This is a genomic window from Kutzneria sp. NPDC052558 (assembly GCF_044547355.1).
GTDB lineage: Bacteria > Actinomycetota > Actinomycetes > Mycobacteriales > Pseudonocardiaceae > Kutzneria.
In genome coordinates, this window is sequence record NZ_JBIUAG010000010.1 from 102091 (window position 1) to 122458 (window position 20368).

The 20368-nt window shown below is 71.9% G+C and carries 1 protein-coding gene (cut by a window edge); it reads left to right on the top strand.

Translation table 11 applies throughout. From position 1 onward, the window contains the following. A protein-coding gene (locus ACIG5F_RS19875) for an SDR family NAD(P)-dependent oxidoreductase (RefSeq protein ID WP_396519364.1) crosses the window boundary here: on the top strand, positions 1-20368 show its 5' portion. 6182 nt of this gene lie beyond the right edge of the window; only the first 20368 of its 26550 coding nucleotides appear in the window; it begins with the start codon at positions 1-3; its stop codon lies off the right edge, out of view.

Genomic DNA, 20368 nt, shown 5'->3' on the forward strand with positions numbered 1-20368 from the left:
ATGCGGGAGAACCCGACCGCGGAGCCCATCGCGGTGATCGGGATGTCGTGCCGCCTGCCCGGTGCGCGCGACACCACGCAGTTCTGGCGGCTGCTGCGCGACGGTGTCGAGGCGATCGGACCTCGGCCGGACGGGCGTGAGGGGCCGGACCGGGGCGGCTACCTGTCCGACGTCGCCGGCTTCGACGCCGGCCTGTTCGGCGTCTCGCCCCGCGAGGCCCGGGAGATGGACCCGCAGCAGCGGTTGCTGCTCGAACTGGGCTGGGAGGCGTTCGAGGACGCCGCGATCGCGCCGGACTCGCTGCGCGGCGGCGGAATCGGCGTGTTCGTCGGGGCCACGACCGACGACTACGCGGTGATCGCGCGCCGGACGGGAGCGGTGGGGCACCACACCCTGACCGGGACGAACCGGAGCATGCTGGCGAACCGCCTGTCCCACGTGTTGGGTCTGTCGGGGCCGAGCATGTCGGTGGACACGGGCCAGTCTTCGGCGCTGGTCGCGGTGCATCTCGCGTGTTCGAGTATTCGGTCGGGTGAGTCGTCGATGGCGCTGGCCGGCGGCGTTCAGCTCAATCTCGCCGCCGAGACGGCCGCGGCGGTCGCGGAGTTCGGTGCGCTGTCGCCGGACGGCCGGTGTTTCACCTTCGACGCACGGGCCAACGGCTACGTCCGCGGTGAGGGCGGCGGAGTTGTCGTCCTGAAGGCGATGTCCCAGGCTCTTGCCGACGGCGACCGCATCTACGGCGTCATCCGGGGCAGTGCGACCAACAATGACGGCCCGGCCGAGCAGTTGACGGTGCCGAGCTCACGGGCGCAGCAAGAGGTGCTACGGGCGGCGTGTGCCCGGGCTGGGGTCGATCCGGCTGAGGTCGGCTACGTGGAACTGCACGGCACCGGGACGCGGGTCGGTGACCCGATCGAGGCCGCTGCCCTGGGAGCGGTCTATGGCGCGTCCCGAACGACACGGCCGCTGCTGGTCGGCTCGGCCAAGACCAACGTCGGGCACCTGGAGGGCGCGGCCGGGATTGTCGGCCTGCTCAAGGCTTTGCTCGCGGTCGGTCACCGCGTCCTGCCGCCCAGCCTGAACTACACGAAGCCCAACCCGGAGATCCGTTTCGACGAGTGGCAGCTGGCCGTGGTGTCGGAGCCGACGCCGCTGCCGGACGGCCCGGTGCTGGCGGGCGTGTCGTCGTTCGGCATGGGCGGCGCCAACTGTCACGTGATCGTCGAGTCCGCGCCCGAGACGCCGGCGGCCACGCCGAGCGCAGATCCAGCCGTCCTGGCCTGGCCGCTGTCCGGCCATGGTGACGCCGCCTTGCGTGAGCAGGCCGCGAACCTGGTGGCGCACTTGCGGAATCGCCCCGACCTGAGGGCGGGTGACGTCGCTGCGTCGTTGGCCGGCACTCGGGCCACGCTGTCGCATCGAGCCGTAGTGCTGGGCGCGGATGCGGAGCAGCTGCTGGCCGGCGTGCAGGCGCTGGCTGACGGCCGGCCGGCTCCGATGGTGACGTGGGGGACGGCGTCGAAGGACGTTGGTGGTGCGGTTTTCGTCTTCCCGGGCCAGGGCTCGCAGTGGGTCGGGATGGCCGTGGAGCTGCTGGACACGGCGCCGGTCTTCGCCGAGTCGATGCTGGCCTGTGCGGAGGCGTTGGCCCCGTTCCAGGACTGGTCGCTGCTCGACGTCGTGCGGGGCCGGCCCGGGACGCCTTCCTGGGACCGGGCGGACGTGGTTCAGCCCGTGCTGTGGGCCGTGATGATCTCATTGGCCGCGTTGTGGCGGTCCTATGGCATCGAACCCGCGGCGGTGGTCGGCCACTCGCAGGGAGAACTCGTCGCTGCCTGCGTCGCGGGCGCACTGTCGCTTGAGGACGGTGCACGGGTGGTCGCCCTGCGGGCGCAGCTGATCACCCGGGAACTGTCCGGCGACGGCGGCATGGTGTCCGTCGGGCTGCCCGTCGATGTGGTGCGGGAGCGGCTGATCCGGTGGCAGGGCCGGCTGACCGTGGCCGTGGCCAACGGACCGTCGACGACCGTCGTCAGTGGGCCGGAGGACGCGCTGGCGGAACTGGTGGCCGAGTGGGGCGGCGAGACCCAGCTGGGCCGGGTCGCGATCGACTACGCGTCGCATTCGGTTGTGGTGGAACGGATCGAGCGGGAGCTGCGGGAGACGCTGGCGTCGATCCGGCCGGTCGGCTCGCCGATTCCGTTCTATTCCACGGTGACCGGGCAGCGGCTGGACACCGCCCCGCTCGACGGCGACTACTGGTACCGCAATCTGCGCGAGCCGGTGAACTTCCACGGGGCGATGCGGCAGCTGCGCGAGGCGGGGTTCTCGGTCTTCGTCGAGGTCAGCCCGCATCCGGTGCTGGTGGGCAGTATTCGCGACTGCGCATTGGAGACCGAGGGTGACGCGGTCGTCGTCCCGACGCTGCGGCGGGGCGACGGGACCCTGATCCGGATGCTGGGCTCGCTGGCTCAGCTGCACACCCAGGGCGTCGAGGTGCCGTGGGCCTCGTTGTTCCCCGGCAATCGTGTCCCCCTCCCGACCTACCCCTTCCAACGCGACCCCTTCTGGCCCACCTCCGAACCCCCGCGAGTCGCGCTCTCCACCAGACCGAATGTCAGCCTCGTGCCTATGCCTGAGACTGACATTCGGTCTGTCCATGAGCGGGACTCGCGGGGGTTGCGGGTGGCGGTGGCGCAGGAATGCGCGGCGGTGCTCGGGTTTGCCGACGTGGGGCTGGTCGAGCTCACCGCGCCGTTCCGGCAACTGGGGTTCGACTCGGCGATGCTGGTGGAGCTGGCCGAGCGGCTGGACTCCCGCACCGGCCGGCGGATCAGCAGCAGCACGCTGTTCGACCACCCGTCGCCGGCGCGGCTGGTCGAGTTCCTCACGGCGGGCGAGTCGGCCGCCCCGGTTGTGGTCGCCGCCGTGGACGAGCCGATCGCCATCGTGGGGATCGGGTGCCGGTATCCGGGCGGCATCGACTCGCCGGAGGCGTTCTGGTCGGTTGTCGACAACGATGTCGACGCGATATCGCCCATGCCGGCCGATCGCGGTTGGGACGCGGCCGTGCTCGCGACCGGCCGTGGCGGGGGCTTTCTGGCCGATCCGGCCGGTTTCGACGCCGGGTTCTTCCGGATCTCGCCGCGTGAGGCCCTCACCATGGATCCGCAGCAGCGGCTGCTGCTGGAGACGACGTGGGAGGCGCTCGAACGGGCCGGGATGGACCCGACCTCGCTGCGCGGCAGCCGGACCGGCGTGTACGTCGGCGCGATGGGGCAGGACTACGGCCCGCGCATGCACGAGAGCACCGGCGACACCGAGGGCTACACCCTGACCGGCACCTCGTCGAGTGTGCTGTCCGGCCGGATTTCCTACGTGCTGGGCCTCCAGGGGCCCGCGGTGACCGTGGACACGGCGTGTTCGGGCTCGCTGGTGGCGTTGCACATGGCCGCCCAGGCCCTGCGGAACGGCGAGTGCACGACCGCGCTCGCCGGCGGCGCGACGGTCCTGGCGACGCCGGGCATCTTCCTGGAGTTCGCCAAGCAGGGCGGCCTGTCCGCGGACGGCCGGTGCAAGCCGTTCGCCGATGCGGCGGACGGAACCGGTTGGGCCGAAGGTGTCGGAGTCGTTGTGCTGCAACGGCTGTCCGACGCTCGCCGAGACGGGCGCGAGATCTTGGCTGTGCTGCGGGGATCGGCGGTCAACCAGGACGGCGCGTCGAACGGGCTGACCGCGCCCAACGGCGTCGCCCAACGGGACGTGATCCGCCAGGCGCTGGCCGGCGCCGGACTGGCACCGTCCGATGTGGACGTTGTGGAGGCGCACGGCACCGGCACCCGGCTGGGCGATCCGATCGAGGCCGAGGCGTTGCTCGCGACCTACGGCCAGGACCGGGAGCGGCCGCTGCTGCTCGGGTCGGTGAAGTCCAACATCGGCCACACCCAGGCCGCCGCGGGCATCGCCGGCGTGATCAAGATGGTGCTGGCCATGCGGCACGGGGTCGCGCCGGCGACCCTGCACGTCGACCGGCCGTCGAGCCGGGTCGAGTGGTCCGCCGGCAACGTCACGCTGCTGACCGAGAAGACCGACTGGCCGGACACGCCGGGTCCGCGCCGGGCCGCGGTGTCCTCGTTCGGCGTCTCCGGGACGAATGCCCATGTCATCCTGGAGCAGGGCGACCCGCCGGCCGTGGATTCGGCGGCCGATCCGGGCCCGATTCCGCTTGTTGTGTCTGCCCGCTCCGCGCACGCGCTCGGCGCGCAGGCGTCGAAGCTGGATGACGCCCTTGCCGCCGGGGCTGGACTGGCCGGGGTGGCGAGGTCGCTGGTGTCGGCGCGGGCGCGCTGGCCGCATCGGGCGGTGGTCGTCGCCGACGATCGTGAGTCGGCGGTCGCGGGCCTGCGTCACCTCGCCGCTGGGCGGTCGGCGGTCGGGGTGATCGCCGCCGATGCACAGGACGTGGGCAGGACGGTCCTGGTGTTTCCGGGGCAGGGGGCCCAGTGGGCGGGCATGGGCCGGGAGTTGTGGGAGTCCGAGCCGGTGTTCGCGGAACGGATGGCCGAATGCGAGCGGGCCCTGGCGCCGCACGTGGACTGGTCCTTGGCCGCGGTGCTGCGCAGCGACGACCCGGCGTGGTGGGACCGGGTGGACGTGGTGCAGCCGGTGTCGTTTGCGGTGATGGTGTCACTGGCCGCGTTGTGGCGATCGGTCGGCCTGCGGCCGGATGCCGTGCTGGGCCATTCACAGGGGGAGATCGCCGCGGCCTGCGCAGCCGGGGCACTGTCCCTTGTGGACGCAGCAAGAATTGTGGTGACCCGCGCCCAGTTGATCGCCGCCGAACTCACCGGGCACGGCGGCATGCTGTCGGTTGCGGTCGGCGAGGAGCGGGCGCTGCGTGACCTTCACGGCCGTGCCGGGGTGGAAGTCGCCGTGGTGAACGGCCCGAACGCTGTAGTGCTCGCCGGCGAGCCGGCCGCGCTCGCGGAGTTGGAAGGCTTCTACCGGGGGCAGGACGTTCCGGTCCGGATGATTCCCGTGGACTACGCCTCGCACACGGCGCAGGTCGAGTCGATTCGCACGCAGTTGCTGGCGGCGCTGGGTGATGTCCCTTGTGTGGCTGGGAACATCCCATGGTACTCCACAGTGGACGGTCGATGGCTGGTCGACGGTGTGGACGCCGAATACTGGTACCGCAACCTTCGTCAGCGAGTCGGCTTCGCCGATGCGGTGACGGCGTTGGCGGCGCAGGGTTTCGGCGCCTTTGTCGAGTGCAGTTCCCATCCGGTGCTGACGACGGCGATCGGCGACGTGCTCGCCGACGAGGTCGTGGTGGGCGGGACGCTCCGCCGGGACGAGGGCGACAAGGCGCGGTTCCTGCGTTCCGCCGCCGAGTTGCACGTCCGGGGCGTCGCTGTCGACTGGGAATCGGCGCTACCCTCGGGGCCGAAGGCACAGGCTCCGACGACGGTGTTCGAGCACCAACGCTACTGGCTGGAGCCCGTCGCTTCCGGCGCGGCCGTCCCGACCGTCGACCATCCGATCCTCGACGCGGCGGTGGAAAACCCCGAGTCGGGCGGGCTGGTGCTGACCGGGCGGCTGTCCGCGACGTCGCATCCCTGGCTCACCGATCACCTCTCGCCCGACGTGGTGGCCGGAACGGTCCTGGTCGAGCTGGCGCTTCAGGCCGGCGCGCGAGTCGGATTGCCGACGCTGCATGGGTTTGAGCTCGAAACGCCCATGCGGCTCACGCCGTCGGGCGTACTGATCCGGGTCGTCGTCGGCGCGGCCGATTCGGATGGCCGCCGGCCGGTCAGTGTCCATTCGCGACACGAGGGCAGCGAATCCGGCTGGGATCGCAATGGTGCCGGGACGCTCACGGTAGACGCAGACAAGGGCGAGTCGCTCACGCAGTGGCCGCCCATCGGGGCCGTGCCCATCCACGACGTGTACGAGACCTTGGCCGACAACGGCTACGGCTACGGGCCGGTGTTCCAGGGCGTCCGGTCGGCCTGGCGGCGTGGAGCGGAACTGTTCGCCGAAGTCAGCGTGTCCCCCGAAACGGCCGGGTTTGCGATCCACCCGGCCCTGCTGGATGCCGCCGCGCACGTCCTGGCGCTCGATGAGGACGGTGACGTCGAGATTCCCTCGCGGTGGACCGGAGTTTCGCTGCACGCCGCCGGGGCCACGACCGTACGGGTCCGAGTCGCCCCGACAGCCGAAGGCGTGGCGGTCGTGCTGGCGGACACCGCCGGGGAACCGGTTCTCTCGATACGGTCTATGGCCAGGACAGCCGCCCCAACCCAGCCTGCTGACGAACTCCTCGGTGTGGACTGGAAAGAACTGCCGGCCACTGCGGGACCGCCGTCGTCGTGGACGCTGCTGAGGGTGGATCCCGGTGCGACGGAGCCGGAGGCCCGCCGCGCTCGGCGCGTTCTCGGTGACGTCCTGCGGGCTGTGCAGGAGTTCCTGGCCGAACAGCCCGGCGACTCGCGACTCGTGGTCGCCACCGAGCATGCCGTCGCCGTCGATCCCGACGATGTCGTCGATCCGGTGATGGCAGCCGTCTGGGGCCTGATCCGCTCGGCCCAGACCGAGAACCCGGACCGGATCGTGCTCGTCGACGGCCGCGGCGATCTCCCGGGCGTCGAGGGTGAGCCGCAGCTCGCGCTGCGCGGCGACCGAGTCCTTGTCCCGAGGTTGGTGCCGATCACCAGGCCCGAGCCGGCGAAGTCCGCGCTGGATCCGGCCGGCACGGTTCTGATCACCGGCGGCACCGGCACCTTGGGTGCGCTGGTGGCCCGGCACATGGTGTCGGCTCATGGCGTGCGGAGCCTGGTGCTCGCGTCCCGGCGTGGAATCGAGGCGGAGCCGGCGAGGGCGCTGGTCGCCGAACTCCAGGCCGCGGGGGCACGGGTCGAGGTGGTCGGCGGCGATCTCGCCGAACGGGGCCAGGTCGAGTCGCTGCTGTCGGTGGTGCCGGCCAATGCGCCGTTGACGGCGGTGATCCACGCGGCTGGTGTGCTGGACGACGCGGTGTTCACCGCCTTGGACGCCGACCGGCTGGACGCGGTCTTGCGGCCCAAGGCCGACGCGCTGATTCATCTGGACGAGCTGACCCGCGACGCCGATCTGACCGCGTTTGTGGTCTTCTCGTCGATATCCGGCGTGCTCGGCGGGGCCGGGCAGGGCAACTACGCGGCCGCGAACACCTTTGCCGACGCGGTCGTGCGGCGTCGGCGGGCGGCCGGCCGTTCCGCGGTCTCGCTGGCCTGGGGTCTCTGGGCGCCGGCCAGCGGCATGACCGGGCATCTGACCAGCGTCGACACCGCCCGCATGGCCCGGTCCGGGATCGGCCGAATCGAGCCGGACCACGGCATGGCGTTGCTCGACGCGAGCCTTGCCGCCGAACGGGCGCTGATCGCGCCAGTGGTGCTCAACCGCCCACAACTGCGGGCCCTCGCTCGTGAGAGTGGCGTTCCCGCGATCCTGCGGGAGGTCGCCGGCCCGATCGGCCGGGCGGCCCGCGCCGAGGTCGCGTCCGATGTGTCCACTGTGGAGTCCTTGATTCGTCTGGTGCAGACCGAGGCCGCTGTGGTGCTGGGCCTGGGTGATCCACGGAGCCTGCCGCTGTCCCGAGCCTTCCGCGACGCGGGAATGGACTCGCTGACCTCGGTCGAGCTGCGCAACCGGCTGAACGCCAGACTGGGCAAGAGGTTCCCGCAGACGGTGGTGTTCGATCACCCGAACCCGGCGGCCCTGGGCGCTTTCCTGCACGAGCAGGTGACCGGGGGCGCGGCTGCGCCCGCACCCGCCACGAGGGCCGAAGCCGACGGCGATCCGGTGGCGATCGTCGGAATCGGCGTGCGGCTGCCGGGCGGGGTGACGACCCCGGACGAGTTCTGGGACCTGGTCGCCGAAGGACGGGACGCGATCTCGGAGTTCCCGGCCGACCGGGGCTGGGACGTCGACGAGCTCTACGATCCGGATCCCGCCGCGCTGGGCCGGTCCTACACCCGCCACGGCGGGTTCCTGCACGACGCGGGCTGGTTCGACGCGGGGTTCTTCGGGATCTCGCCACGCGAGGCGCTGGCGATGGACCCGCAGCAACGGCTGCTGCTGGAGGTCTCCTGGGAGGCGCTGGAACGCGCGGGCGTGAATCCGACATCGTTGCGGGGCCAGGAAATCGGCATCTTCACCGGGGCCGTCGGACAGGCCTACGGGCTGACGGCGCAACCCGAGGGTGTCGAGGGTTACCGTCTGACCGGCACCTCCGCGAGTGTCTTGTCCGGCCGGATCTCCTACGTCCTCGGTGTTCAGGGTCCCGCTGTCACCGTGGACACCGCGTGCTCATCGTCGTTGGTGGCCTTGCACCTTGCCGCGCAGACCCTGCGCGCCGGCGAGTGTTCGATGGCGCTGGCCAGCGGCGTGACCGTGATGGCCACGCCCGACATCTTCCTGGAGTTCTCGCGGCAGCGAGGCCTGTCGGCGGACGGCCGGTGCAAGTCCTTCGCCGATGCCGCGGACGGCACCGGCTGGGCCGAGGGTGTCGGTGTCGTCGTCCTGCAACGGCTCTCGGACGCGCGCCGGGACGGGCGCGAGATTCTGGCCGTGCTGCGGGGATCGGCGGTGAACCAGGACGGCGCGTCGAACGGCTTGACCGCGCCCAACGGTGTCGCCCAGCAGCGGGTGATCGGCCAGGCACTGGCCAACGCCGGCCTCGAACCGTCCGAAGTGGACGTCGTCGAGGCCCATGGCACCGGCACCACCCTGGGTGATCCGATCGAGGCGCAGGCCCTGCTCGCGGCCTACGGGCAAAACCGGGACCGGCCGTTGCTGCTGGGCTCGGTCAAGTCCAACATCGGCCACACCCAGGCGGCCGCCGGCGTCGTCGGCGTGATCAAGATGGTGCTCGCGATGCGCCACGGGGTACTGCCCAAGACGCTGCACGTCGACGCGCCGTCGCATCGGGTGAACTGGTCCGACGGGGCCGTGCGGCTGCTGACGGAGCCGGCGGTGTGGCCGGCGGGCGATCAGCCTCGGCGCGCGGGGATCTCGGCCTTCGGAGTCTCCGGGACCAACGCGCATGTGATCATTGAGCAGGTCGACGAGTCCATTGTGGACTCGGTCGAGCACGCGGGGCCGGTCCCGCTGGTGGTGTCCGCGCGATCGGCGGACGCCCTCGTCACACAGGCGGCTCGCCTGGCCGATTTCCTCACCGCGGAGAGTGACCTGGGCGCGATGGCCCGATCGTTGGCCAGCAGCCGGGCAGTGTGGGAACACCGCGCGGTCGTTGTCGCCGAGGACGTGGAGTCGGCGGTGTCCGGCCTGCGTGCGGCGCGCGGGCAGCACGCGGCGGCCGAAGGCGGCGTGGCGCTGGTGTTCACGGGCCAGGGCGCGCAACGGGCGGGCATGGGTCGCGAGTTGTATGCGGCGTTTCCGGTGTACGCCAAGGCGTTCGACACCGTATGCGCAGAGCTGGACCGCCACCTGACCGGGCCTGTCCCGGTGCGGCAGGCGGTTTTCGAACGCCCGGAGTTGCTGGACCGGACGGTTTGTGCGCAGGCCGGGTTGTTCGCCCTTGAGGTCGCGATGTTCCGGCTGGTGGAGTCGTGGGGGATCCGGCCGCGAGTCCTGGCCGGGCATTCGGTGGGTGAGCTGAGCGCCGCGCACGTCGCCGGGGTGCTGACCCTCGCGGACGCGGCGGCACTGGTCGCGGCCCGGGGCCGCTTGATGCAGGCGCTGCCGGCGGGCGGGGCCATGGCCGCGGTCACCGCGACGGAAGACCGGGTCAGGGACATCGCCCAAGGCCGGGTCGACATCGCGGCGGTGAACGGACCGGAGGCCGTGGTGATCTCCGGCGCCGGCGACGCGGTGGCCCAGGTGGCGGCCGAGCTGACCGAACTCGGCGTCCGCACGAGGCCGTTGGCGGTGAGCCACGCGTTCCATTCGGCGCTCATGGAGCCGATGCTGGCGGAGTTCCGGGAAGTGGCCGCCGGGCTGACCTACCGGGCCCCGGAGATTCCGATCGTGTCCACGGTGACCGGGAAGCTCGTGGAGGCGCTCGACGCCGACTACTGGGTGACGCAGGTGCGCCGCCCGGTGCGGTTCGCCGACGCGGTCACCACCATGCGGGCGACGCCGTTGACGACCGTGCTCGAACTGGGGCCGGACGGGGTCCTGACCGGGCTGATCCGTGCCCGTGACCAGCACGCGGTGGCGTTGACCCGGCGTGACCGACCCGAAGTGATCACCGCGTTGTCCGCGATGGGCGAGGTCTTCGCCCACGGCGGCGAGGTCGACTGGGCGGCGATCATCCCGCCCGGTCCCCGAGCCGCCGTGCCGACCTCGGTCTTCGAGCGCGGGCACTACTGGCTGAAGGCCCGCACCTCGACCGGGCATCCGCTGCTGGATTCGGTGGTGGAACTGCCCGACTCCGACCGGGTGGTGCTGTCCGGGCGAATCTCCCGGTCCCGGCACCCCTGGGTCGCTCAACCTGTGGCGGCGAGCGCGGCGCTGGTCGACCTGGCCCTCTACGGTGGGCAGCGGGTCGGCTCGCCGGTGCTCGACGAGTTGATCGTCGAGACTCCGCTGGCCGTGCCGGAGCGGGGTTCGCTGGCAATCCAGGTGCTGGTCGACGACTCCCGTGCGGTGACGGTGTATTCCCGGCCGGATGGCGGGACGTGGACCCGGCACGCCACCGGGACCCTCACGGTCACCTCGGCGCCGGCCCCGAAGGAGATCGTCCTACCGGCCGAGACCGACCCGGAGGGTTTCGCGGTCCACCCGGCGCTGCTTGAAACCGCTGTGGGCGCAGAGGATTCCGCCACGCCCGTGGAATGGCGGCAAGTGGCGGTCGACGCGGCCGGCGTCACGGTCGGGTCGGTGGTGCGCCGGATGGTGGCGCAGCCGGTGGACGGGATGTTTGCCCTCGACTGGACGCACGCGCCGACTCTGGCCGCGTCCGGCGAGCCTCTGCCGGTGATCCATGACGCGGAGGGGTTGGCCCAGCTCGACCCGTCACCCTGGGTCGAGTTGCGCGTGCCCGATTCCGCTGGTGCGCGGGCGGTCCTCCAGGTCGTGCAGGCGTTCCTCGCAGAAAACCGTTGGCAGGACTCGCGGTTGGTGGTGACCACCCGGAATGCGGTGGCGGCGTTGCCGGACGACGTGCCGGATCCGGCGATGGCGGCGGTCTGGGGCCTGGTGCGCAGCGCCCAGACCGAGCACCCGGGCCGGTTCCTGCTGGCTGACGTCGACAACCCCGGTGTGACTGGGGATACGACGGGGGAGTGGCAGCTCGCGCTGCGCGACGGGCGCGTGCTGGTTCCACGGCTGGTCCCCGTCCCCGGTGAGCCGCAGGCGCGGCCGCTCGACCCGTCCGGGACCGTCCTGATCACGGGTGGCACCGGCGTCCTGGGTGCGGAGGTGGCGCGGCATGTCGTGTCGCAGCACGGCATCCGCAGCCTGATGCTGGCCTCCCGGCGCGGCTTGGCGGCCGACGGCGCGGTCGAGCTGCGGGACCGGCTACAAGCCGAAGGCGCTCGGGTCCAGGTGATCGCGTGCGATGTCGCCGATCGCGAGCAGTTGGAGACGCTACTGGCCGCGGTGCCGGCCGACGCTCCGTTGACCGCGATCGTGCATGCCGCGGGTGTGTTGGACGACGCCGTGGTCACCGCGCTCACGCCGGAACGCCTGGAGACGGTGTACCGGCCGAAGGTCACCGCTGCCGAGCACCTGGACGAGCTCAGCCGTCGGTTCGATCTCGCGGCATTCGTGCTGTTCTCCTCGGCGTCAGGGCTGTTCGGCGGTGCTGGGCAGGGGAATTACGCCGCCGCGAACGCCGCCCTGGACGCGGTGGCGGCCCGCCGCCGGGCGGCCGGCTACCCGGCGGTCTCGCTGGCATGGGGACTGTGGGCCGCCGACACCGGCATGACGGGGCAGCTCAGCGACGCGGACACCCGGCGGTTGGCCCGCTCCGGGCTCAGACCGATGCACACCGAACACGGCATGCGGTTGCTGGACGCGGCCCTGGCCTCGCCGAGGGCATCGCTGGCGCCGATGGCCCTGGACCTGAATGCCGTGCGCGAACTGGCGTTCGACGGTCACCTGCCGGCAATGCTGAGGGACATCGCCGGGCCGCCCAAGCCGGCCGCGAGCAACGGGACGGGGGCCACGCTCGCCGGGCTCGACGCCGCCGGACAGTTGTCGGCGCTGACCGACTTGGTGCTGGCCCAGACGGCCGAGGTGCTGGCGCTGGCCAAGGGGCAGCGGCTCGCCCCCACCCAGGACTTCCGGTCCGGCGGTGTCGATTCCCTGACCTCGCTCGAACTGCGCGAGCGGTTGGGTCGGGCCACCGGGCTCCGGCTCCCGGCGACGGTCGTGTTCGACCACCCGAACCCCTTGGCGCTGGCCGAGTTCCTCCGTGACGAGTTGACCGGCGCTGCCACGGTGGCGGCGCCGACACCGACGCGGGCGAGTGACGAGCCCATCGCGATCGTGGGGATGGGCCTGCGGCTGCCCGGCGGCGTCACCACCGCGGAGGAGTTCTGGGCACTGGTCGCGGACGGCCGTGACGTGATCTCGGGGTTCCCGGTCGACCGCGGCTGGGATCTCGACGGCCTGTACGACCCCGACCCGGACGTGTCCGGGAAAACCTCTGTCCGTCAAGGCGGTTTCCTGCACGAGGCCGGCTGGTTCGACCCCGAGTTCTTCGGGATCTCGCCGCGTGAGGCGCTGGCGATGGATCCGCAACAGCGCCTGCTGCTGGAAACCGCGTGGGAGGCCGTCGAACGTGCCGGGATCGACCCGACCTCGTTGCGAGGCAAGGACGTCGGTGTCTTCGCCGGTGGCACCATGCAGGGCTACGGGTGGGGCGCGGACGACGACAACACCGAGGGCTACGCGCTGACCGGAGCCTCGACCAGCGTGTTGTCCGGCCGGGTATCCTATGTGCTGGGCGTGCGCGGCCCCGCGATCACCGTGGACACGGCGTGTTCTTCGTCGCTGGTGGCAATGCACCTTGCCGCGCAGGCGCTGCGTTCCGGTGAGTGTTCGATGGCGCTGGCCGGCGGGGTCACGGTGATGGCCACGCCGCAGACCTTTGTGGAGTTCTCGCGGCAGCGGGGTCTGGCGGCGGACGGGCGGTGCAAGGCCTTCGCTCAGGCGGCCGACGGAACCGCGTGGGCCGAGGGCGCGGGCGTCCTTGTCCTGCAACGGTTGTCGGACGCGCTCCGGGACGGCCGCGAGGTGTTGGCCGTGCTGAAGGGTTCGGCGGTGAACCAGGACGGGGCGTCCAACGGTCTGACCGCGCCGAACGGTCCGGCGCAGCAGGCGGTGATTCGGCAGGCGCTGGCCAACGCCGGCCTGCGACCGTCCGATGTGGACGTTGTCGAGGCCCATGGCACCGGAACGGCGCTGGGTGATCCGATCGAGGCCCAGGCCTTACTGGCTGCCTACGGTCAGGATCGGGAACGCCCCCTGCTGCTGGGATCGGTGAAGTCGAACATCGGGCACACCCAGGCCGCCGCCGGGATCGCCGGGGTCGTCAAGATGGTGCAGGCGATGCGGCACGGGGTCGCGCCCAGGACCCTGCACGTCGACGCGCCGTCGGACAAGGTGGACTGGTCGGCCGGGGCCGTGCGGCTGTTGACCGAGGCGGTGGACTGGCCGGACGGCGGTCGTCCGCGCCGGGCCGGAGTGTCCGCGTTCGGTGTCTCCGGCACGAACGCCCACGTGATCTTGGAGCAGGCTCCGCCGCCGGACCGCACAGAGTCCGATCCGGAGACGGTGGCCCTGGTGGTGTCTGCCCGGTCGGCCGGGGCGCTGACCGAGCAGGCGGCGCGCCTGGCCGAGCACCTCACCGCCGAGGCCGACATCACGGCGGTCGCGCGATCGCTGGCGATGGCCCGGGCGACCTGGGAACACCGCGCGATCGTCGTCGCCGCTGACGTGGCGTCGGCGGTGGCCGGGCTCCGCGACGTCCACGCCGGCACGGCAATGGACGGTGCGATCGCCGTCGTGTTCACCGGTCAGGGCGCGCAGCGCGCGGGCATGGGCCGGGAGCTGTACGAGGCGTTCCCGGTGTTCGCCGAGGCGTTCGACGCGGCCTGCGCCGAGCTGGACCGGCGCCTGGCCGGGCACGTGGCGCACCCGGTCCGCGACGTTGTCTTCGAGCACCCTGAGTTGCTGGACCAGACCGTGTACACGCAGGCCGGGCTGTTCGCGCTCGAAGTCGCTATGTTCCGGCTGGTGGAGTCGTGGGGGCTGCGCCCGGGAATGCTGGCCGGCCATTCGGTGGGCGAGCTGAGCGCCGCCCATGTCGCCGGGGTGCTGTCCCTGGCCGATGCGGCCGAGTTGGTTGCCGCCCGCGGCCGGCTTATGCAGGCGCTGCCGTCCGGCGGCGCGATGGTCGCAGTCTCGGCGACGGAGGAACGGGTCCGGGACATCGCCGCCGGCCGGGTCGACATCGCGGCGGTCAACGGCCCCGAGTCGGTGGTGATCTCCGGGGCCGCGCCGGCGGTCGCCGAGGTCGCCGGCGAGCTGTCGGCCCAGGGACATCGGACCCGGCCGCTGGCGGTGAGCCACGCCTTCCACTCGGCGCTGATGGAGCCGATGCTCGCCGAGTTCCGCGCGATCGCCGGGCGGGTCGTCCACCGTGCCCCGCGAATCCCGGTGGTGTCCACGGTGACCGGCGAGGTCATCGACTCGTTCGGCGCGGACTACTGGGTCGAGCAGGCCCGCCGTCCGGTCCGGTTCGCCGACGCCGTGGCCAGGATGGCTCGGGAACCGCTGTCGACCATCCTTGAGCTCGGACCGGACGGTGTGCTCACCGGCGCGGTCCAGACCATCCTGAGCGACCACTCGGCCGTCGCGTTCACGCGGCGCGGCAAGCCCGAGGTGCGCACCGCGCTCACGGCGATGGGCACGGTCTTCGCCAACGGCGGCGACGTGAACTGGGCGGCGACGATGTCGCCGGGCCCGCTCGCACCGGTGCCGACCACGGTGTTCCATCGACAGCACTTCTGGTTGGCGGCCAAGGGTTTCGCCGGTGTCGGGGCAGCGGAGCCGATCACTGACGCGCTGTTCGGCCTGGACTGGAAGCCGCTGCCCGACGGCTCCGCGATCGACGAACCGGCGCCCGTGGTCGCCACCGTCGCAGAGTTGGCCGCGCTGGCCTCGGATCCGGTGCCGGCCAGGGTCAGGCTGGCGGTCGGGACCGATTCGGCGGAGACGGAACCGGAACGCGCCCGGGCGGTAGTCGGCCGTGTGCTCCAGGTCGTTCAGGCCTTCCTGACCAACCCGGTGTGGGACGACTCGCGGCTGATCGTCATGACCCGGCACGCGGTGTCCGTCAACGATGATCCCGTCGATCCCGTCGCCGCTGCGGTCTGGGGGCTGGTGCGCAGCGCGCAAACCGAGCACCCGGACCGGATTCTGCTCGTCGACCACGATGGCGCCAGTGCCGGCTGGGTGCCGGGCGAGCCGCAGCTGGCCGTGCGCGGCGGGCGGGTCTGGGTGCCGCGCCTGGCCCGGATCACCGGCGGCGATCCTTGGACGTGGAACACCGAGGGCACGGTGCTGATCACCGGCGGGACCGGCGCGCTGGGGGCCCTGGTCGCCAGGCATCTGGTGTCCGCGCACGGCATCCGCAGCCTGGTGCTGACCTCCAGGCGTGGCCCCGATTCGCCTGGCGTCGAGCAACTGTGTGGGGAACTTCGGCAAGCGGGCGCGCGAGTCCAGGTCGTGGCCGCCGATATCGCGGACCGGGATCAACTGGCGGCGACGCTGGCCGCCGTTGCGCCGCTGACCGCAGTCGTGCACACCGCGGGCGTGCTCGATGACGCGGTCTTCACCGCGTTGGATTCGCGGCACGTCGACACGGTGTTCCGGCCGAAGGTCGACGCGTTGGTCCATCTGGACGAGCTGGCCCGAGACTGCGACCTCGTCGTCTTCTCCTCCGCCGCCGGCGTGATCGGTGGTGCCGGGCAAGGAAACTACGCTGCCGCGAACGCGTTCATGGACGCGCTGATCCACCGCCGTCGGGCCGCCGGCCGCCGGGGTGTGTCGTTGGCCTGGGGGTTATGGGCCCCGGTCGGCGGGATGAGCGGGAGCCTCAGCGACGCCGACACCCGACGGATGGCCCGGGCCGGTGTCGGCCAGATCGGGCCCGAGCAGGGTATGCGGCTGCTGGACGCGGCGCTGGCTGCCGGCCGGCCGCTGGTCGTGCCGATGGAGCTGGACCTGACCGCGCCACAGGCGCAAACTGTTCCGCTGCTGAAGGATCTCGTGGGCCCGGCCGCCGCCACGGCGGTGCCGCGGACGCTGTCCGTGGACGATCTGGTGGAGCTGGTGCGGACCGAGGCCGCCCTCGTGCTGGGCCTGACCGATCGCGAAAGCCTCGGCGAGAAGCGGGCTTTCCGCGATGCCGGCCTGGATTCGCTGATGGCGGTGGAACTGCGCAACCGCATGAGCACTCTGACCGGACGGAAGCTGCCGGCCACGGTCGTGTTCGACCACCCGGATCCCCGCGCGCTGGCGGAGTACCTGCACGACGACACCGCCAGCCCGACCGCGCCGGCCGTGCGTGCTCCCGTTGACGACGATCCGGTCGTCATCGTGGGAATGGGCCTGCGGTTGCCCGGTGGGGTGACCACGCCGGCCGAGTTCTGGGATCTGCTCGTCGACGGTCGGGACGTGATCTCGGAGTTTCCGGCCGACCGCGGCTGGGACCTGGCCGCGCTGTACGACCCGGATCCGGACAAGCCCGGCAGGACCTACACGCGGCACGGTGGCTTCCTCGACGACGTAGCCGGTTTCGACGCCGGCTTCTTCGGGATCTCGCCGCGTGAGGCGTTGGCGATGGATCCGCAGCAGCGACTGCTGTTGGAGGTCTCCTGGGAAGCGCTGGAACGGGCCGGCATCGACCCGGATTCCCTGCGCGGGCAGGACGTCGGCGTCTTCACCGGCCTGTCGGCGCAGAACTATGCGAACGGCGTCCACGCCCCCGAGGTCCAAGGCTTCTTGGGCACCGGCAACGCGAGCAGCGTCGCCGCGGGCCGGGTTTCGTACGTGCTCGGGGTGAAGGGCCCGGCGGTGACGGTGGACACCGCGTGCTCGTCGTCGCTGGTGGCCATGCACCTGGCCGGCCAGTCGCTGCGCTCGGGTGAGTGCACCGTCGCGCTGGCCGGCGGGGTGACGGTGATGGCGACACCGCAGACCTTCGTGGAGTTCTCCCGTCAGCGCGGCTTGTCGGTCGACGGCCGGTGCAAGCCGTTCTCCCGTGCCGCCGACGGCACCGGGTGGGCCGAGGGCGTCGGGATCGTTGTCCTGCAACGGCTATCGGAGGCGCTCCGGGACGGCCGTGAGGTTTTGGCTGTGCTGAAGGGTTCGGCGGTCAACCAGGACGGGGCGTCCAACGGCCTGACCGCGCCGAACGGCCCCGCCCAGCAGGAGGTGATCCGGCGGGCACTGGCCAATGCCGGCCTGCGACCGTCCGATGTGGACGCAGTGGAGGCGCACGGAACCGGCACCGCGCTCGGGGATCCGATCGAGGCCCAGGCTCTGTTGGCCACCTACGGCCAGGATCGGGCGACGCCGGTGTTGTTGGGGTCGGTGAAGTCGAACATCGGGCACACCCAGGCCGCCGCCGGGGTCGCCGGCGTGATCAAGATGGTGCTGGCGATGCGGCACGGCCTGCTGCCGAAGACCCTCCACGTGGACGCCCCGTCGGACAAGGTGGACTGGGCCGCCGGCTCGTCACAGCTGCTGGTCGAGCCGACGGCATGGCCGGCGGGCGGCCGCCCGCGCCGGGCCGGCGTCTCCGCGTTCGGTGTGTCGGGCACGAACGCCCACGTGATCCTGGAGCAGGGGCCCATCGGCGAGCACCGGCCGGCCGTGGTCGCGCGGGCGGTGCCGTTGCTGGTGTCGGCCCGTTCGGCGTCCGCGCTGGTCGCGCAGGCGGCGCGCCTGGCTGATTCCCTTACGGCCGAGAGTGATCTGGCCGCGGTCGCCAGGGCGCTGACCTCGGCCCGAGCGGTGCGGGAACACCGCGCGGTCGTCGTGGCGGACGATGTCCGGTCGGCGGTGTCGGGGTTGCGTGCGGTGTCGTCCGGCGGTGTGGCGGAGCGTCGCGGTGCCGTGGGCTTCGTGTTCACCGGGCAGGGCGCGCAGCGGTCCGGGATGGGCCGCGAGCTGTACGAGGCGTTCCCGGTGTTCGCCGATGCGTTCGACGCTGCCTGCGCGGAGCTGGACCAGTGGCTGGAGTTTCCGCTCCGTGACGTGGTTTTCGGCCGTCATGAGGACTTGCTGGACCAGACCGGGTACACCCAGGCCGGGTTGTTCGCCCTTGAGGTGGCGATGTTCGACCTCGTGCGGTCGTGGGGCGTCCGCCCGGCGGTGTTGGCCGGCCACTCGGTGGGGGAGTTGAGCGCCGCCCATGTGGCGGGAGTGCTGTCGCTGCCGGACGCCGCCGCGTTGGTGGCCGCGCGGGGACGGCTGATGCAGGCCCTGCCGGGCGGCGCGATGGTCGCTGTCGCCGCGGCGGAGGAGCGAGTCCGGGACATCTCTCAAGGTCGGGTCGACATCGCGGCGGTCAACGGACCGGAGGCCGTGGTGATCTCCGGTGGTCATGACGCGGTGGCGGAGGTGGCGTCCGCACTCGCGGCCCTCGGCGTCCGGACCAAGCCGTTGAATGTCAGTCACGCGTTCCACTCGGCGTCGATGGAGCCGATGCTGGAGGAATTCCGTTCGGTGGCAGAAGGTCTGAGCTACCGGGCGCCGGAGATCCCGATCGTCTCGACCGTGACCGGGGAACAGATCGAGCTGCTGGAAGCCGACTACTGGGTGCGACAGGTCCGGGCCACGGTCAGGTTCGCCGACGCGGTGGCCACGATGGGCCGCCGTCCACTGTCGACGGTGCTGGAGCTGGGGCCGGACGGCGTGCTGACCGGCATGGTCCAGCCCGTTCTGCCCGGGCAGTCCCTCCTCCGCGCGAACCGGTCCGAAGTAGACAGTGCGTTGACCGCGCTGGGGCAGGTGTTCGTGCACGGCGGCGAGGTGGACTGGCCAGTGGTGATCCCGCCGGGACCGCTGGGCCAAGTGCCCACCACCGTCTTCGAGCACAAGCGCTACTGGCTCGACGCCCAATCGCCGCTCGACGCTGCCGGTCTGGGGCTGGCCGCCGCGAACCACCCGCTGTTGGGCGCGGTGGTGGAGAACCCCGACACCGGCGGCGTGGCGCTGACCGGCCGCGTTTCGCTGGCCCTCCAGCCATGGCTGGCCGACCACGTGATCTCCGGTGTGGTGCTGGTAGCCGGGGCCGCGCTGGTCGAACTGGCGATCCAGGCCGGCGACCGGCTCGGCTTGCCCGTGCTGGACGAGCTGGTCGTCGACCGGCCCCTGGTGGTGCCCGAGTCGGCGGTGTTCCAGGTCCAGGTCGTGGCCGGCGAGTTGGACCGGACCGGACGCCGAGACGTGGCGATCCACTCACGGCGTGAAGGCGAGCCACTGTGGACACGCCACGCCGCCGGCAAACTCGCTGCCTCCATGGACGACCCGACGTCGCTGATGGAATGGCCCCCTGATGGGGCCGAGCCGGTTGAGCTCGACCGGTTCTACGACGCGCTCGCCGACCGGGGCTACGACTACGGCCCGGTGTTTCGGGGAGTGCGGGCGGCGTGGACGCGGGACGGTGACCTGTTCGCCGATGTCGTGCTGCCCGAACCGGCCGATCCGAGCGGCTTCGCGATCCACCCGGCGTTGGTGGACGCGGCGCTGCATCCGATGTCCCTGCTGGCCGACCGCGAGCGCCAGGAACTGCCGTTCGCGTGGAGCCAGGTCGTGCTGCACGCCAACGGGGCAACCGCGGCGCGCGTCCGTCTGACCTCATCGGACGGCCGAACTTCGCTGGTCATGGCCGATCACGCCGGGCAGCCGGTGTTCACCGTCGGCTCGTTGACAACCCGGCCGGCCGCCACCGACCTCGGGCCGGGCGAGGCCATGTTCGGTCTGGAGTGGACGGTCCGGCCGGACCTCGAACCGAGCCCGCAGCCGTGGGCCGTGGTCCGGGTCGACCTGGGATCGCCCACGGAGCCCGAACCGCTCCGGGCGCGCGCGGCGGTGGCCGCTGTGTTGCGTGCGGTGCGGGACTTCGTCACGGACCCGGGGCAGACCGAGGCACGGCTGATCGTGCACACCGAGCACGCCGTCGCCGTGAACGACGGGGAGATTGCCAACCCGGTCGCGGCGGCGGTGTGGGGGCTGGTCCGGAGCGCCCAGACCGAACACCCGGGCCGGATCGTGCTGGCCGACGGCACGGACGCGCCGCTTCTGGCCGAGGCGGCGGTGGCCGCCGGTGAATGGCAGATAG